The 17,238-nt window shown below is 71.1% G+C and carries 13 protein-coding genes; 7 read left to right on the plus strand and 6 right to left on the minus strand.

Annotated elements, in window-relative coordinates; all coding sequences use genetic code 11:
- Positions 1–76: 76 nt before the first annotated feature.
- Positions 77–1,279, minus strand: a complete 1,203-nt coding sequence (locus tag E4198_RS20385; RefSeq protein ID WP_136184429.1) for an aromatic acid exporter family protein — start codon at positions 1,277–1,279, stop codon at positions 77–79.
- A 280-nt stretch (positions 1,280–1,559) separates the two neighbouring features.
- Between E4198_RS20385 and glnA the strand changes: the two genes are divergently transcribed.
- Positions 1,560–2,921 carry a type I glutamate--ammonia ligase gene (gene glnA, locus E4198_RS20390; RefSeq protein WP_027763001.1) on the plus strand — a complete coding sequence of 454 codons (1,362 nt, stop codon included), beginning with the start codon at positions 1,560–1,562 and terminating at the stop codon, positions 2,919–2,921.
- A 522-nt stretch (positions 2,922–3,443) separates the two neighbouring features.
- The gene (locus tag E4198_RS20395; protein ID WP_136184430.1) at positions 3,444–6,461 is read left to right on the plus strand and encodes a bifunctional [glutamine synthetase] adenylyltransferase/[glutamine synthetase]-adenylyl-L-tyrosine phosphorylase; all 3,018 of its coding nucleotides are present in this window, start codon (positions 3,444–3,446) and stop codon (positions 6,459–6,461) included.
- Between the two features lie 45 nt (positions 6,462–6,506).
- On the opposite strand, the gene E4198_RS20400 is transcribed toward E4198_RS20395, so the two are convergent.
- Positions 6,507–7,388, minus strand: coding sequence for a phosphatase PAP2 family protein (locus E4198_RS20400; protein ID WP_136184431.1), 882 nt, complete (start codon positions 7,386–7,388; stop codon positions 6,507–6,509).
- Positions 7,389–7,481: 93 nt separating this feature from the next.
- On the minus strand, positions 7,482–8,498 hold the full coding sequence (locus E4198_RS20405; protein WP_136184432.1) for a LacI family DNA-binding transcriptional regulator: 1,017 nt from the start codon (positions 8,496–8,498) through the stop codon (positions 7,482–7,484).
- A 194-nt stretch (positions 8,499–8,692) separates the two neighbouring features.
- Between E4198_RS20405 and E4198_RS20410 the strand changes: the two genes are divergently transcribed.
- From E4198_RS20410 to E4198_RS20430, 5 genes are read left to right on the plus strand one after another with little or no spacing between them, the layout of a single operon-like run.
- The gene (locus E4198_RS20410) at positions 8,693–9,961 is read left to right on the plus strand and encodes an extracellular solute-binding protein (RefSeq protein WP_136184433.1); all 1,269 of its coding nucleotides are present in this window, start codon (positions 8,693–8,695) and stop codon (positions 9,959–9,961) included.
- A 14-nt stretch (positions 9,962–9,975) separates the two neighbouring features.
- On the plus strand, positions 9,976–11,025 hold the full coding sequence (locus E4198_RS20415) for a sugar ABC transporter permease (protein ID WP_136184434.1): 1,050 nt from the start codon (positions 9,976–9,978) through the stop codon (positions 11,023–11,025).
- A 2-nt stretch (positions 11,026–11,027) separates the two neighbouring features.
- Positions 11,028–11,858: a carbohydrate ABC transporter permease gene (locus E4198_RS20420; RefSeq protein ID WP_210732862.1), complete on the plus strand. Its 831-nt coding sequence runs from the start codon at positions 11,028–11,030 to the stop codon at positions 11,856–11,858.
- 47 nt (positions 11,859–11,905) lie between these two features.
- Entirely contained in the window at positions 11,906–13,555 is a 1,650-nt protein-coding gene (locus E4198_RS20425) for a glycoside hydrolase family 13 protein (protein ID WP_136184436.1), read from the plus strand.
- Positions 13,552–14,574, plus strand: a complete 1,023-nt coding sequence (locus E4198_RS20430; RefSeq protein WP_136184437.1) for a LacI family DNA-binding transcriptional regulator — start codon at positions 13,552–13,554, stop codon at positions 14,572–14,574. The genes E4198_RS20425 and E4198_RS20430 overlap by 4 nt, the downstream gene beginning before the upstream one ends.
- A gap of 414 nt (positions 14,575–14,988) precedes the next feature.
- Here E4198_RS20430 and E4198_RS20435 read toward each other — a convergent pair whose 3' ends face one another.
- From E4198_RS20435 to E4198_RS20445, 3 genes are read right to left on the minus strand one after another with little or no spacing between them, the layout of a single operon-like run.
- Entirely contained in the window at positions 14,989–15,912 is a 924-nt protein-coding gene (locus E4198_RS20435) for a cytochrome c biogenesis CcdA family protein (protein ID WP_136184438.1), read from the minus strand.
- Complete coding sequence (locus tag E4198_RS20440) at positions 15,909–16,658, minus strand: DsbA family protein (protein ID WP_136184439.1); 750 nt, start codon at positions 16,656–16,658, stop codon at positions 15,909–15,911. The genes E4198_RS20435 and E4198_RS20440 overlap by 4 nt, the downstream gene beginning before the upstream one ends.
- 56 nt (positions 16,659–16,714) lie before the next feature.
- Complete coding sequence (locus tag E4198_RS20445; RefSeq protein ID WP_136184440.1) at positions 16,715–17,215, minus strand: hypothetical protein; 501 nt, start codon at positions 17,213–17,215, stop codon at positions 16,715–16,717.
- Between the last annotated feature and the right edge of the window lie 23 nt (positions 17,216–17,238).

Consider the following 17,238-nt stretch of genomic DNA (forward strand, 5'->3'; position numbering starts at 1 on the left):
GTCCTGATCCACTGAGCAGCACGAGAACGCGGCCGCGGCCGCCCGGTTCCCGCCGGTCCCGCGGCCGCGTTCCGCGTCAGCCGCGGCGGAGGCGCGGCAGCAGGGCGAAGCTGCGGCGACGGTCGTGGCGTTCCCGGGCCGCCCGGTCCAGCTCCTCCGCGAGCCGCAACGATCGCTTCTCCACGGCCAGTTCGTCCAGGACGCGGTCGAACTCGGCCAGCAGCGCGCCGTGCAGCTGCCACTGGCGCGGGTGTTCCTGGACGCGGGCGAGCAGCAGCTGCGCCACCCGCTCCCGTACGGCGCCGCAGGCGGCAAGCTCGGTCTGCAGCTGCGCCTCGGCCTCCTCTGCGCTGCTGCTGACGGGGCTGGTGACCAGCACCGCGAAGCTGTACACCGCCTCCCCGACGTGGCGCAGCAGCTCCTGGACGGCCGCGACCGTCTCCGGCGGGAACAGCGGCTCGTCGTGCCGTTCCCGCGCCAGGTCGGTCAGCGTGCGGGACGTCGTGCGCACGACCACGGCGCAGATCTCCAGGGTGTCCAGCCCGGTGCGGAGCACGATCCGCGACAGCAGCGCCTCCTTCACCCGCGGGTTGAACCGCAGGCTCTCCTCCGCCCGCGTGAGGGAGGCGTCCACCAGTCCCACATCGTGGTCGAGGCGGCGGGCGGCGTGGAGCTGGGTGCTGATGCGTTCCACCGGCGTACGCTCGCCCAGTTCGTCGCCGACGTGCCGCAGCAGCCACCACATGCGGCGGGCCAGCTGGAGGATCTCGTCCTCGGCCGGCTCGACCCACACCGGCGGCACGAAGAGGAAATTGAACAGCAGGCCGACGCCCGCGCCGATCAGCGTCTCGACGATGCGGACCAGGGCCAGGTCGGTGTGCTGGGTCACGCCGAGCACCAGCATCGCGCTGATCGCGACCTCGGGAACGAACTGGTGTGCGCGCACCACGTGGCCCGCGGCCAGCGAGGCGAAGATCAGCAGCGCCAGGCTCCACCAGCTCAGCCCCACGATGTTGCTGAATCCCACCGCGATGGTCACCCCGGCCACCACGGCGTTCACTCGCCGGACGCCGCTGGTCAGCGTGGCGTAGAGCGTCACCTGCACGACCAGCAGCGCGGTCAGCGGCGCCAGCAGCGGTGCCGGGGAATCGGTGAGCAGCAGTGCGACGACGAAGGCGAGAGTGGCCGCGGCGGTGGACCGGAACGTCTGCACGACGTCCGGGTTCTTGCGCAGCCGGGGCACTTCGGTGCGGAGCTTCCGCAGGGACTCGCGGGACACGGACTTCAGGGTTGCGGACAGTACGGGCACGGTGTGGCCCCTTCCCGCTCAGGGCGCTTCGAGACACCCGGACGGCCCTGCCGGTGCCGGTCCCGCCCCCCGGAACACGTCCGGCGACCCCGGCTCCGACGCCCCGCCGGGCCCGGCCGCGGCGCGGGGGACACGGCCGGGTGCCACGCGTGGCGGGAAACACGACGGAAACCGTGTGGTGGGATGATCCAGTGACGCGGTGTGCCCGGCGGCGTCGGAGAGGGCTTCTGAACAGCGAGGATGGGTGGAAATGGACAAGCAGCAGGAATTCGTGCTCCGCACGCTCGAGGAGCGTGACATCCGGTTCGTCCGCCTCTGGTTCACGGACGTCCTCGGCTTCCTGAAATCCGTCGCGGTCGCGCCTGCGGAACTGGAGCAGGCCTTCGACGAGGGCATCGGCTTCGACGGCTCCGCCATCGAGGGCTTCGCCCGCGTCTACGAGTCCGACATGATCGCCAAACCGGACCCGAGCACGTTCCAGATCCTGCCGTGGCGCGCCGAGGCGCCCGGCACGGCCCGCATGTTCTGCGACATCCTCATGCCGGACGGCTCCGCCTCCTACGCCGACCCCCGCTACGTGCTGAAACGCACCCTGGCACGCGCCTCGGACCTGGGCTTCACCTTCTACACCCACCCCGAGATCGAGTTCTTCCTGCTCAAGGACAAGCCGGTGGACGGGCGCCGCCCCACCCCGGCCGACTCCTCCGGCTACTTCGACCACACCCCGCAGCACGTCGGGCAGGACTTCCGCCGCCAGGCCATCACCATGCTGGAGAACATGGGCATCTCGGTGGAGTTCTCCCACCACGAAGGCGCCCCCGGCCAGCAGGAGATCGACCTGCGGTACGCGGACGCCCTGTCCACGGCCGACAACATCATGACGTTCCGCCTGGTCATGAAGCAGGTCGCGCTGGAACAGGGCGTGCAGGCGACGTTCATGCCGAAGCCGTTCTCGGAGTATCCCGGCTCCGGCATGCACACCCACCTCTCCCTCTTCGAGGGGGATCGCAACGCGTTCTACGAGTCCGGCGCGCCGTACCAGCTCTCCAAGGTCGGGCGGTCCTTCATCGCCGGCCTCCTGCGGCACGCGGACGAGATCTCAGCCGTCACCAACCAGTGGGTCAACTCCTACAAGCGCATCTGGGGCGGCTCCCAGCGCACCGCGGGCGAGGGCGGCGAGTCCCCGTCGTACATCTGCTGGGGCCACAACAACCGCTCCGCGCTGATCCGCGTCCCGATGTACAAGCCCGGCAAGACCGGGTCCACCCGGATCGAGGTCCGCTCCCTGGACTCCGGCGCCAACCCCTACCTCGCCTACGCCGTGCTGCTGGCCGCCGGTCTCAAGGGCGTCGAGGAGGGCTACGACCTGCCGGAGGGGGCGGACGACGACGTGTGGGCGCTGTCCGACGCAGAACGGCGCGCGATGGGCATCGAGCCGCTGCCGCAGAACCTCGGAGAGGCGATCGCCCTGATGGAGCGCAGCGAGCTGGTCGCCGAATGTCTCGGGGAGCACGTCTTCGACTTCTTTCTCCGCAACAAGAAGCAGGAGTGGGAGGAGTACCGCTCCGAGGTCACCGCCTTCGAGCTCCGCAAGTCCCTCCCGGTGCTGTAAGGCCAGGTCGGACGGTCCCGTCGCCGCGTGAACCGGGACGGACGGCTGCAGGCCATCGGAACCGGCGCGCGGCAGAAGACCGGCCCCCGTGCTCGTCGGGCCTCGGGTCCGCCTGCCGGACGGACCCGAGGGGCGTCACCACCGGCGCCTGACCGCCGTCAGCGGCGACCCATGCCCGCGCAGCTCTGGCAGGGCATGGGGCGTCCGTTGCCGTCGACGATCATGCCGCTCCCCCCGCACGTGGTGCACCTGTCACCCATGAACGACCCCCTCTGTCTGTGATGTGATGGTATTTCAGCATCTTCCGCCAGTTTCCCTCAAGAGGGCTGCCGACGTCTTCGAGTACGGGCAGACGACGACCGCGAAGCAGGACCGGCCACGGACACGACCCGGCCCGCCCCTCGCCCGGGGACGGCAGCCGTGCTCCCAGGGGCGCAGGCTGCGAAGATTCGGGTAGGGGTGGGAGAGCCCCCGCGCTGAGCGGGGCCACGACGGATACGCAACCGCGAAAGGCGGAACGCAGTGACCACGCAGGGCGGCCGACGCGACACCCGATTCGGACGGCTGCTGCGCCGCGGCTTCACCGACCCCGCCGCCGCGGGTCGCTTCCTCGACGTCCCCGCCCTCGCCGGGATCCACGACGACCCGCTCTTCCTGGACGCCCTCGGCGCCACCGCCGACCCCGACCTCGCCCTGCGCGGCCTCGTCCACCTCGTCGAGTCGCTGACCTCGCAGGACGAACGTGCCGTGGACGGCGCGGACAACGGCGCCCAGACCCTCCTCGACACCCTGCTCACCGCCAAGCCGCTCCGCGACCGCCTGCTCGGCGTGCTCGGCGCCTCCGAGGCGCTCGGCGACCACCTCGCCCGCCACCCGCACGACTGGAAGGCGCTGGCCACCTACGAGTCGGCCGACCTCCACCCCGGACTGCCGGACTTCGAGGACGCCCTCGCGGAAGCTGGCGACCCGGACGCCCTGCGCGTCGCCTACCGCCGCTGTCTGCTGTCGCTCGCCGCCCGCGACGTGTGCGGCACCACCGAGCTGGCCGAGACCGCCGCCGAGCTGGCCGACCTGGCGACCGCCACCCTCCGCGCCGCACTCGCCATGGCCAGGAGCGAGGAGCCCGAGGACGCGGCCGTGTGCAAGCTCGCCGTCGTCGGCATGGGCAAGTGCGGGGGCCGGGAGCTGAACTACGTCTCCGACGTGGACGTCATCTTCGTCGCCGAGCCCGCCGACGGGGCCGACGAAGACAAGGCGCTCCGGGCCGCCGGCCGCCTCGCCGCGCGCCTGATGCGGATCTGCTCGGACACCACCCCCGAGGGCACCATCTGGCCCGTGGACGCCAACCTGCGCCCCGAGGGCCGCAACGGCCCGCTGGTGCGTACGCTCTCCAGCCACGTCGCCTACTACCAGCGGTGGGCCAAGACGTGGGAGTTCCAGGCGCTGCTCAAGGCCCGCCCGGTGGCCGGGGACCCGACCCTGGGGCGCGAGTACTGCGAGGCCGTGGCGCCCATGGTGTGGCAGGCCGCGGAGCGGGAGAACTTCGTCCCCGACGTGCAGCAGATGCGCCGCCGCGTCGAGGCCAACATCCCGGTCGCGCACGTGGAGCGGGAACTCAAGCTCGGTCCGGGCGGCCTGCGCGACGTCGAGTTCGCCGTGCAGCTCCTCCAGCTCGTGCACGGTCGCTCCGACGGCACGCTGCGCAGCTCCACCACCCTCGACGCCCTCGAAGCGCTCGCAGCCGGCGGCTACGTCGGGCGGCAGGACGCCGCCGCGCTGGACGCCTCCTACCGCTTCCTGCGCACCATGGAGCACCGCATCCAGCTCCACCGCATGCGCCGCACCCACCTGATGCCCGAGGCCGAGGCCGACCAGCGCCGCCTCGGCCGCTCGATGGGCTTCCGGGTCGAGCCGGTGGTCGAGCTGCACAAGGCGTGGCGGCGGCACGCGGCCTCGGTGCGGCGGCTGCACGAGAAGCTCTTCTACCGGCCGCTGCTGGACGCGGTCGCCCAGCTCGCACCCGGTGAGACCCGGCTCTCCACCCGCGCCGCCACCCAGCGGCTGGAGGCCCTGGGCTACGCCGACCCGTCCGCGGCGCTGCGTCATCTGGAGGCGCTGGCCAGCGGCGTGAGTCGGAAGGCCGCCATCCAGCGGACGCTGCTGCCGGTGCTGCTGGGCTGGTTCGCCGACTCCGCCGACCCGGATGCCGGGCTGCTCGGCTTCCGGCAGATCTCCGACGCTCTCGGCAAGACCCCCTGGTATCTGCGGCTGCTCCGCGATGAGGGCGCCGCCGCCGAGAACCTCGCACGGGTGCTCTCGGCGGGCCGCTTCGCCCCCGACCTGCTGCTGCGGGCCCCCGAGGCCGTCGCCCTGCTCGGCACCACCGAAAGGCTGGAGCCGCGCGGCCGTGACGCGCTCACCCAGGAGATCCTGGCGGCCGTCAACCGTGCCGACGACCCCGAGCAGGCCGTCGCCGCGGCCCGCGGTGTGAGGCGGCGCGAGCTGTTCCGCACGGCCGCCGCCGACATCGTCGGCGCCTACGGGACGGAGGAGTCACCCGTCCCCGAGGACCCCGGCCCGGGAGTGGACCGCGTGGGCACCGCGCTGTCCGACATCAACGCGGCGACCCTCGCGGGCGCGCTGCGCGCCGCCGTGCGTGGCAAGTGGGGCGACGAACTGCCCACCCGCTTCGCCGTGATCGGCATGGGCCGCTTCGGCGGCCGCGAGCTGGGATACGGCTCGGACGCCGACGTGCTGTTCGTACACGAGCCGCGCGAGGGCGTCGGCGAGGAGGAGGCGTCGAAGGCGGCGTTCGCCGTGGCCAACGAGATGCGGCGGCTGCTGCAGTTGCCGTCCGCCGACCCGCCGCTGCCGGTCGACGCCGACCTGCGCCCCGAGGGCAAGTCCGGGCCGCTGGTACGCACCCTGGCCTCCTACGCCGCCTACTACCAACGCTGGTCGCAGGTCTGGGAGAGCCAGGCGCTGCTGCGCGCCGAGCCGGTCGCCGGCGACGCCGAGCTGGGCCGGAGGTTCACGGACCTGGTCGACCCGCTGCGCTATCCCGCCGAAGGGCCGGGGGAGGACGCCGAACGCGAGATCCGGCGGCTCAAGGCGCGGATGGAGGGTGAACGACTGCCGCGTGGCGCCGACCCCACAACGCACACCAAGCTGGGCCGCGGCGGCCTGTCCGACGTCGAGTGGACCGTCCAGCTGCTGCAACTGCGGCACGCCTGGGCCGAGCCCGGCCTGCGCACCACCCGCACCCGTAAGGCGCTGGCCGCGGCGCACGCGGCCGGGCTGCTGGAGACCGAGGACGCGCAGACCCTCGACGAGGCATGGCTGCTGGCGACCCGGGTTCGCAACGCCGCGATGCTGGTGCGCGGCCGGCCCGGTGACACCTTCCCGTCGGAGCCGCGCGACCTGGCTGCCGTGGGCCGTTACCTCGGCTACGACGGCGGCACGGGCGAGATGGTCGACGACTACCGCCGTACGACCCGCCGCGCCCGCGCGGTGATGGAGCGGATCTTCTACGGGGCCTGACCCCAGGGCCCCGGCGGTCGGGTCGTTCGCGTCGGGCGGCGCGGGTCAGGCCGTGGCCTGCCGCGAGGAGGTGGCGGGCGCCAGGGCGAGGTGCCGGGGCAGCCGGTGTGGCAGGTGCCCGTACCAGGTGTAGGCCAGGCCGTAGCCGAAGCCCAGGCACAGCACCCCGCCCACGGCGTCGAGCCAGAAGTGGTTGGCCGTCGCCACGATCACCACCAGCGTCGTGACCGGGTAGAGCACGCCCAGCACCCGCACCCACAGCGGTCTCGCCAGCACGGCGAGGGTGATGCCGCACCACACCGCCCAGCCGATGTGCATGGACGGCATCGCCGCGTACTGGTTGGACATGTCGGCGAGGTTGCCGGAGGCCATCGACCCCCAGGTGCCGTGCACCCGCACGGTGTCGACGAATCCGCCGCCCTCCATCAGGCGGGGCGGTGCCAGCGGGAAGAGGTAGTAGCCGACCAGGGCCACGCCGGTGGTCGCGAAGATGACCGTCCGGGTGGCTCCGTATCGTCCGGGGTGGCGGCGGAACAGCCACACCAGGACACCGATGGTCACCACGAAGTGCAGCGTCGCGTAGTAGTAGTTCATCGACACGATCAGCCACGTCACGCCGTTGACCGCATGGTTCACGGACCGCTCCACCGCGATGCCGAGCAGGTGTTCGACGTGCCAGATCCAGTCGGCGTTGTGCATCGCCGCCGCCTGCTGCTCGGGCACCGCGTTGCGGATCATGGAATAGGTCCAGTAGCTGACCGCGACGAGTGCGATCTCGAACCAGATCCGCGGCCTGCGCGGACGCCGCATCCGGGCGACGAACGCGTGCTTCCCCCCGGCCGCCCGGCCGGCCTCACGCGTCTCCTCGGAAGGTGCCGCGGCGGCCGACGGGCGGGCGACGCTGACCTTCGCTGTCGGTGCCCCCATGTGACGACAGTCTGCCAGATTCCGGTCCTGCGCCGATCATCCTTCGGTCGGGTGTTCATGCCGCCGCCTCACCCGTCCGGACGAGGGGAGGGCTCAGGGGGCGGCCGCCGCCGTCGAGCCGCGGACCACCAGTTCGGGGAGGAAGACGAACTCGCTGTGCGGTGCCGGGGTGCCCCCGACCTCCTCCAGCAGCGCCCGCACCGCGGCCTGTCCCATGGCCTGGACCGGCTGCCGGATCGTCGTGAGCGGCGGGTCGGTGAAGGCGATCAGCGGCGAGTCGTCGAACCCGATGACCGACACCTGCGACGGCACCGCCAGCCCGCGTTCCCGCGCCGCCCGTACGGCGCCCAGCGCCATCATGTCGCTGGCGCACACCACCGCCGTGCAGCCGCGTTCCAGCAGCGCCCTCGCCGCGGCCTGACCACCCTCCAACGTGTACAGGGAGTGCTCGATCATCCGTTCCGCCGCCGGGCCCGTGAGCCCCGCCTGCTCCTGGAGTGCCTGGAGGAAGCCCTCGGTCTTCCGCTGCACCGGCACGAAACGCCGCGGCCCGACGGCCAGCCCCACCATCCGGTGCCCGAGGGCGACCAGATGGGTGACGGCCAGCCGCATCGCCGCCCGGTCGTCCGGTGAGACGAAGGGCGCGCGGACCTTCGGCGAGAAACCGTTGATGAGCACGAACGGCACACCCTGGCCGCGAAGCCGCTCGTAGCGCTGCGGGTCCGCGGTGGTGTCGGCGTGCAGCCCGGAGACGAAGATGATGCCCGCGACGCCGCGGTCGACCAGCATCTCCGTCAGCTCGTCCTCGGTGGAGCCGCCCGGCGTCTGCGTTGCCAGCACCGGCGTGTAGCCCTGGCGGGTCAGCGCCTGCGAGATCACCTGCGCGAAGGCGGGGAAGATCGGGTTCTCCAGCTCCGGGGTGATCAGCCCGACCAGGCCGGCGCTGCGCCGCCGCAGCCGCACCGGGCGCTCGTAGCCGAGGACGTCGAGGGCGGCGAGGACGGACTCGCGGGTGGCCGCGGAGACGCCCGGCTTGCCGTTGAGCACCCGGCTGACCGTCGCCTCGCTGACCCCCGCCTGGGATGCGATGTCAGCCAGTCGTGCGGTCACGCTCCGGAACTGTACCGGCAGCGTCCCCGCGTGCACAGCGCGTCCCCCTCACGGGGCGCCGCGCAGGCGCTCGGGCATCACGGGTTTGCAGAAAATTGCCGCAAGGTCTTTCGCAAGGTCTTGCACGCTGTTACGTTCCTCGGCAGCCGGGCGCCCACTGAAGGTGACCGGGGCACACACCATGGGAGGACGACATGCGGCGTGGCATAGGGGCCACTGCGCTGGTCGCGGTGCTCGCGCTTGCGGCAACGGCTTGCGGCAGCGACGGCACGGACAGCGCGAAGGGTTCGGACGGGGAGATCTCCGGCACCGTCACCTACTGGGACACCTCGAACGATGCCGAGAAGGGCACGTACAAGAAGATCGCCGAGGACTTCGAGAAGAAGCACCCCGAGGTCGACGTGAAGTACGTGCACGTCAACTTCGGTGACGCCAACGCGAAGTTCAAGAACGCGGCGGGCGGCAACTCCGGTGCCCCGGACGTGATGCGCACCGAGGTCGCCTGGGTCGCCGACTTCGCCAACCTCGGCTACCTCGCGCCGCTGGACGGCACCCCGGCGCTCGCGGAGACCGACGACTACCTCGACGCTCCGGTGGGCAGCACGAAGTTCGAGGGCAAGACCTACGCCGTGCCGCAGGTCACCGACACGCTCGGGCTCTTCTACAACAAGGAACTGCTGGAGAAGGCCGGCGTCGAGGTGCCGAAGACCTTCGACGAGCTGAAGAAGGTCTCCGAGACCATCCAGCAGAAGACCGACGCCGACGGCTTCTACCTGCGCGGCGACGACCCGTACTGGTTCCTGCCCTACCTCTACGGCGAGGGCGGCGACATGGTCGACGCGAAGAACAAGAAGATCACCATCGATGACGGCGGCGGCGCCCGCGCCTTCGCCACCATGAAGGACCTGGTCGACTCCGGAGCCGCCGTCACCGACGCCACCGGCGGCCAGGAGAACGGGCTCAAGGCCTTCCAGGACGGCGACGTTGCGATGATGATCGACGGTCCGTGGGACATCGCGGGCGCCTTGGAGGGGAAGGCGTTCGAGGACCCCGCGAACCTCGGCGTCGCCGCCGTCCCGGCCGGCAGCAAGGCCCAGGGCGCCCCGCAGGGCGGCTGGAACCTCTCCGTCTACGCCGGTTCCGCCAACCTCGACGCGGCCTACGAGTTCGCCGAGTACATGTCCTCCGCCGAGGTGCAGCAGCGCACCACCGAGGAGCTCAGCCTGCTGCCGACCCGCGCCTCCGTCTACGAGGAGAAGTCGGTGCAGGACGACACGATGGTGCAGTTCTTCAAGCCGGCCGTCGACAAGGCCCACCAGCGCCCCTGGATCCCCGAAGCCAACTCCCTCTTCGAGCCCATCCGCGTCCAGATGAACGAGGTGCTCTTCGGCGGCACCAGCCCGAAGGACGCCGCGCAGAAGACCGGCGACGCGTTCGGCAAGCTGCTCGAGGACTACAAGTAAGGGCTGACCGACCCATGTCTGTGGACACCGGCCGGTCGGCGGTCACGGCCGCGGGCGGAGACGACTCCGCCCGCGGCCGCGACCGCACGAGGGCCCACACGAAGCACAACACGACGAAGTATCCCGGCGGCAGGGCCCCCGGGCCGCTGCGCCGGGCGCTGGCCCGGCACTGGTACGCCTGGACGATGATCGCCCCGGTGGTCGCCGTCATCGCGGTGATCATCGGCTACCCGCTCGGCCGCGGCCTCTACCTGTCGCTGACCGACGCCGACGAGGCCAACGTCGAACGGCACATCGGCGTCAACGTCATCCCGGCGACCTACGAATTCGTCGGCCTCGACAACTACGTGGACATCCTCACCGGCCCCGTCTTCTGGAGCCGCCTGGGCTGGACCCTGATCTGGACCGTCGGCTGCGTGAGCGTCACCTTCCTGCTCGGCCTGACCCTCGCCAACATGCTCAACCGGCAGATCAAGGGCCGCACCTTCTACCGCATCGCGATGATCGTCCCCTGGGGCGTGCCCGCGTTCGTGTCCGTCTTCGCCTGGCGGATGCTCTACAACGAGAAGTACGGCATCCTCAACCAGATCCTCTCCGGCGGCGGCATCGACTCCGTGCCGTGGCTGAGCGACCCCACCTGGGCCAAGCTCGCCGTCATCGCCGTCAACGTCTGGCTCGGCGTCCCCTTCATGATCGTCGCCATGCTGGGCGCCCTCCAGTCCATCCCCGGCGAGCTGTACGAGGCCGCCGAGATGGACGGTGCCTCCCCCTGGCAGCGGTTCACGAACATCACGCTGCCAGGAGTCCGTTCGGTCAGCAGCACGGTGATCCTGCTCAGCACCATCTGGACGTTCAACATGTTCCCGGTCATCTTCCTGCTCACCCGCGGCGGACCGGGCGACTCCACCGAGATCCTGGTGACCTACGCCTACCGGCTGTCCTTCATGAACAGCCCGCGCGACTTCGCGACCTCCGCCGCATGGGGCGTACTCATCCTGCTGCTGCTCTCGGTCTTCACCGTCTTCTACCGCCGGACGCTGCGCAAGCAGGGAGAGGTGTGGTGACCATGCGCACCTACACGAGGAGCCCGTTGGCCTCCGCCGGACTGCACGCGGGTCTGCTGCTCGGCACCGTGATCGCGCTGTTCCCGCCGCTGTGGCTGGTGGTGACGTCCTTCAAGCCGAAGAACCAGGCGTTCAGCACCGCGCTGGTGCAGGACTTCACCTTCGAGAACTACGACCACGTCCTCGCCGACACCCACTTCCTGGACTGGTTCGGCAACTCGCTGGTCGTCGTCCTCGGCACCACCGTGATCGGCGTGTTCATCGCCTCCACCACCGGCTACGCGCTCAGCCGCTTCCGCTTCCCCGGGATGCGGCCGCTGCTGTGGACGCTGCTCGTCACCCAGATGTTCCCGATGGCGGTACTCATCGTGCCGCTCTACAACACGATGGCCACCCTCGGCCTGCTCAACCAACCGGCCGGTCTGATCATCACCTACCTGACCATCGCGGTGCCGTTCTGCGCCTGGATGATGAAGGGCTTCTTCGACACCGTGCCCGTCTCCATCGACGAGTCCGGCCGCGTCGACGGCCTCTCGCCCTTCGGCACCTTCTGGCGGCTCATCATGCCGCTGGCCAAGCCCGGCCTCGCCGTCACCGGCTTCTACACCTTCGTCACTGCCTGGGCCGAGGTCGCCTACGCCACCGCGTTCATGACCGGCGAACCGAACATGACCCTCGCCGGCGGCCTGCAGACCTTCGTCAACCAGTACGGCGCCGACTGGGGCTCGATGACGGCCGCCGCCGTCATCATCGCCGTCCCCGCCGCGCTCGTCTTCGGCTTCGCGCAGCGCTACCTCGTGTCCGGCATGACCGCCGGCGCGGTCAAGTCCTGACCGGCACGCTCACGTTCACGGACCACCCTTTCGAACCCAGGGAAGACATGACCCAGCTCTCACCGGCCACGACCACCGACTCCACCGGCCGTGCACCGGGCGTCGAGACACGCCCGGGCTGGTGGCGCGACGCCGTTATCTACCAGGTCTACCCGCGCTCCTTCGCCGACGGCAACGCCGACGGCATGGGCGACCTCGCCGGCGTACGGCAGCGCTTGCCGTACCTCGCCGGCCTGGGCGTGGACGCCGTCTGGCTCAGCCCTTTCTATGCCTCCCCGCAGGCCGACGCCGGCTACGACGTCGCCGACTACCGCGTCATCGACCCGATGTTCGGCGACCTCTCCGACGCCGAGGCGCTCATCCGTGAGGCCCATCGCCTGGACCTGCGCGTCATCGTCGACCTGGTGCCCAACCACTCCTCCGACCAGCACGACTGGTTCCAGCGGGCGCTGCGCGAGGGCCCCGGCTCGCCGGCCCGCGCCCGCTACCACTTCCGTCCCGGCAAGGGCGCGGACGGCGAACAGCCTCCGAACGACTGGGAGTCCATCTTCGGCGGCCCCGCCTGGACGCGCACCAAGAACCCCGACGGCACCCCCGGCGAGTGGTACCTGCACCTCTTCGCCCCCGAGCAGCCCGACTTCAACTGGGACTGCCCCGCCGTGCGCGACGAGTTCCGCACCGTGCTGCGCTTCTGGCTCGACCTGGGCGTCGACGGCTTCCGCATCGACGTCGCCCACGGCATGGTCAAGGCCGACGGCCTCCCCGACATGGGCCACGGCGACCAGCTCAAGCTGCTCGGCAACCAGGTCCTGCCCTTCTTCGACCAGGACGGCGTGCACGAGATCTACCGCGACTGGCGGCAGATTCTCGAGGAGTACGGCGGCGACCGCATCGGCGTCGCCGAGGCCTGGACCCCCAGCGCCGACCGCACCGCCCTCTACCTGCGCCCCGACGAGCTCCATCAGGCCTTCAACTTCCACTACCTCGACGCCGGCTGGGACGCCGGCGCGCTGCGCCGCGTCATCGACGAGTCGCTGGATTCGATGCGGCCGGTCGGCGCCGCCACCACCTGGGTGCTGTCCAACCACGATGTGGTCCGGCACCGCAGCCGTCTCGGCGACGACCTCGACCGGGCCCGCGCCGCCACCCTGCTGATGCTGGCACTGCCCGGCTCGGCGTACGTCTACCAGGGCGAGGAACTGGGACTCCCCGAGGTCACCGACCTGCCGGACGAGGTGCGGCAGGACCCGTCCTTCTTCAAGTCCAACGGCCAGGACGGGCTCCGCGACGGCTGCCGCGTGCCCCTGCCGTGGTCCTCGGGCGGCTCCTCGTACGGCTTCGGTGACGGCGGCGCGTGGCTGCCGCAGCCGCGCAGCTGGGGCGGGCTGAGCGTCGAGGCGCAGACCGGGGACCCGGCCTCCACCCTGGAGCTGTACCGGCGCGCGCTGCGCGTCCGCCGGGAGCACCCTGACCTGGGCGCCGGCGACGCCGTGGAGTGGCTGCCCGCCCCGGACAGCGTGCTCGCCTTCCGGCGCGGTGCCTTCGTCTGCACCGCCAACACCGGTGCCCAGCCGGTCGAGCTGCCCGCCCTTCCCGGGCGCCGGATCCTCTCCAGCCGTGCCGGCCTCCCCACCGACCCTCCCGCCGACGGCACCACCCTGCCCGCCGACACCACGGTCTGGTGGTCCGCCGTATGACGACGCTGCCGACCGCCGCACGTCTCGCCGACCTCGCCCTCCAGGCGAACGTCAGCGAGGCGACGGTCAGCCGGGTCCTCAACGGCAAGTCCGGCGTGGCCGCCGCCACCCGGCAGAAGGTCCTGGCCGCGCTGGACGTCCTCGGCTACGAGCGCCCGGTGCGGCTGCGGCGGCGCAGCGCCGGACTGGTCGGGCTGGTCATCCCGGAACTGACCAACCCCATCTTTCCCGCGTTCGCGCAGGTCATCGAGCAGGCGCTGAGCGGATACGGCTACACGCCGGTGCTCGGCACGCAGATGCCCGGCGGCGCCACGGAGGACGAGCTAGTCGACCAGCTCGTCGAACGCGGCGTCACCGGCATCATCTTCCTCTCCGGCCTGCATGCCGACCTCTCCGCCGACCCCGAGCGGTACGCCCGCCTGACCGGGCGCGGTGTGCCGTACGTGCTGATCAACGGCTACAACGACCGTGTCCAGGCGCCGTTCGTCTCGCCGGACGACCGCGCGGCGGCCGGGATGGCCGTACGGCATCTCGCCGACCTCGGACACCGCCGCATCGGCCTCGCCGTCGGCCCGGCCCGCTTCGTGCCGTCCCTCCGCAAGGCGGAGGGCTTCACGGCGGCGCTGGCCTCGTCCGGCGGCGTCACCGGCTGTGTCCAGCACACCCTCTTCACCGTCGAGGGCGGCCACGCGGCGGCCGGCGCTCTGCTGGACGAGGGCTGCACCGGCATCGTCTGCGGCAGCGACCTGATGGCGCTGGGCGCCGTGCGGGCCGCGCGTCAGCGCGGCCTGTCCGTGCCGGGCTCCGTGTCGGTCGTCGGCTACGACGACTCCCAGCTCAACGCCTTCACCGACCCGCCGCTGACCACTGTCCGCCAGCCCGTCCGCGCCATGGCGAACGCCGCCGTGCATGCCCTCCTGGAGGAGATCGGCGGCAACCCCGTCCAGCGCACCGAGTTCGTCTTCCAGCCGGAGTTGGTCGTCCGCAACTCCACGGGAGCCGCCCCGGACACGGCCTGACCTCAAGCTCGGCCGGGCTTCGGCCCGCAAAGCGGTCCGTGAGCCCTTCCGAGCCGAACCAGGGCGCCGAGGACGAGGCACGGCTGCTTGTCCACGGACCGCCACGCGAAGGACCCGGCAGGCCGTGGCGGTACAGAGCGTGAACGAACTTCCCTGCCCGTGGTGGCTCGGATTCAACCGGACGATGCCGCAGGCCACGTTCCCTCTCCTGACGACGGCGTTGTCCAGCGCGCTCACCGGGAGCCGGGCCTTCATCCGGGTGTCGATGGAGTCCCCGACGATCCGGCCGGAGCAGGCCTCCTTGACCGTGCACAGGTACACCTCTTGCCTTGCCCGGTGGGATGTTCGGTTGTGTCGGTCGGCCACAGGAACGGCCGGTGTCCCACGGAGAGGAGGGCTGCGGACATTCAAGCGCTATCTGGTAGGCGGCGTGTTGTCTGTCGGTGTCTTGTCCTCCCCGGGTCCGGCACGAGTTGCGTCCTGAAGTGGGTGCTCCGCCGACTGGTCGGTGACGCGGCGCCTGCGGGTGCTGCGGAGGAGCACGGCGACGGCCGCTGCGGCGGCGACGGCTGCGGCAGCGAGCAGGAGGGTGCGGTCGGAGACCGCTGTGCCGAGGTGGGAGATCTGCTGTTCGATTGCGTATTCGGTGTCGACGTCGAGGAGGGAGGGGAGCGCGGATGTGCCGTCGAACCGCAGGAAAAGGGCCCCGAGGGTGATGAACATAGCTCCGCCTGCCAGAGATGTGGTGTGGAGGCGGAGCCGCCCCAAGCTGATCTCGCGACCGCGGAGCCAGCGTCGGTGGCCGAGGTCGAACCGGTCCCAGAGCAGCGCGAGGACGAACAGCGGCAGTGCCATGCCCAGGGCGTAGACGGCCAGGAGTGTGCTGCCGTACACCGGGTCGCCGCCCAGGGCGGCGACGGTGAGGATGCCGCCGAGTACCGGGCCGGCGCAGAAGCCCGCCAGCCCGTAGACGGCGCCGAGTGCCCAGGTGGAGAAGGCGGTGCTGGGTTTGAGTCCGGCGGCGGTCTGTTGCAGGCGGCGGGAGCCGAAGCCGAGGCCGAGGATCTGGGCGAGGCCGAGGGCGATGACGGTCCAGCCGCCGATGGTGATGAGCAGGTCGCGGTGCCCGTAGAACAGGCGGCTGGCGAAGGAACCGGCGGCTCCGAGGGGGACCAGGGTGGTGCACAGCCCCGCGTAGAAGAGTGCGGTGCGTCCGGCCAGTCTGGTGGCGGTGGTGAAGGAGTAGGCGAAGAAGGCGGGAAGGAGGAGGGCACTGCAGGGGCTGAGCAGGGTGAGGAGGCCGCCGAGCAGGGCCAGCAGGTAGCCGGTGTCGCTCACCGCTTCGACTCCTTGGCGGCCTTCTCGATGGCCTTCTCGAAGGTGGGGGTGGGCATGGCGCCGAGGATGGGAGTGTTGTTGACCAGGAAGGCGGGGGTGCTGGTCACGCCCAGGCGGTAGCCCTCCTCCTTGTCTTGTTGCAGGGCGTCGCGGGCGGCCTTGCTGTTCATGTCGTTGCGGAACTCCTCCAGGTCCGGGACGCCCGCCTTGCGGGCGAAGTCGACGAGGTTGTCGGGGGTGAAGACGCCGGAGTTGCGCGCGCGTTCCTGGGAGTAGAGCAGTTCGTGGAACTCCCAGAACGTGTTCTGCTGCGCTGCGGCCCAGGCGGCGAGAGCCGACTGGTCGGACTCCTGTCCGAAAACGGGGAAGTTGCGCCATTCGATGCGCAGGACACCCTTCTTGACGTAGTCACGGATCAGTTCGGGTTCGGTCTCGCGGGCGAACTTGCCGCAGAACGGGCACTGGAAGTCGGCGTATTCGATGAGGACTACAGGGGCGTCGGTCTGGCCCAGCGCCATGGGGTCGCCGGCGTCCCGGCGCGCGAGGTGGCTCAGGTCGGGCCCCTGCCTGGAGGAGTCGTCAGGGCGTGCGCTGGGGGTGTTGACCGGGGAGGACCCCTCGCTCCGGCCCGAGGGATCGTCCCCTCCGGTGGTGAGGAAGGTGACGACTACGGTGAGGGACAGCGCGAGGACGGTCGCGGCCAGGGCGATGTGACGGCGAGTGGTCGACTGCTTCGTGGCAGGCATAGGAGTACTCCGGAAGAGCGTACGAGGCTGCGGGTGAGTGTTCGCGCGGAGCCGGTTCAGGCTGCGGACGCGCGAGCGGCGGTGGGGGTGGGGCAGGCGTCGGCGGTGGCCAGGCGCCGCAGGGCCGCCTCGGCCAGCAAGCCGATGGAGGCCAGCGCGACCAGCGGCTGCAGCGGCGCCCAATAGCTCAGCGCGCCGGAGGTGCCCAGCAGAAGCAGCACCAGCTTGTTGCAGACCGGACAGCCGACGGCGAAGAACGACAGCACACCGCCCACTGAGCCGAGACGCCCGGCCGTGGGAGTCCCCGCGGCATCCGGTGTACGGATGTAGGTGGCCAGCACGATGCCGGCCAGGGCCGCGGTCACGGCGAGCGTGGGGTAGTTCCACCACTGCACGGGGACGGACCGGGAGAAGAGCGGATTGGGCACCACATCGGTCGGCATGCCGACCAGCAGTGCGGTGACGAGGGCGCCTGCGGCGGCGGTGGCCCATCGGTTGTGGGGCCAGCCGGTCAGTGAGCGGGCCGCACGGCGAGGCGACCTACTGGAAGAAGTCACGACAAAGAGCTCCTGATTCCGAG

The organism is Streptomyces sp. RKND-216, assembly GCF_004795255.1.
GTDB classification, from domain to species: Bacteria; Actinomycetota; Actinomycetes; order Streptomycetales; family Streptomycetaceae; genus Streptomyces; species Streptomyces hazeniae.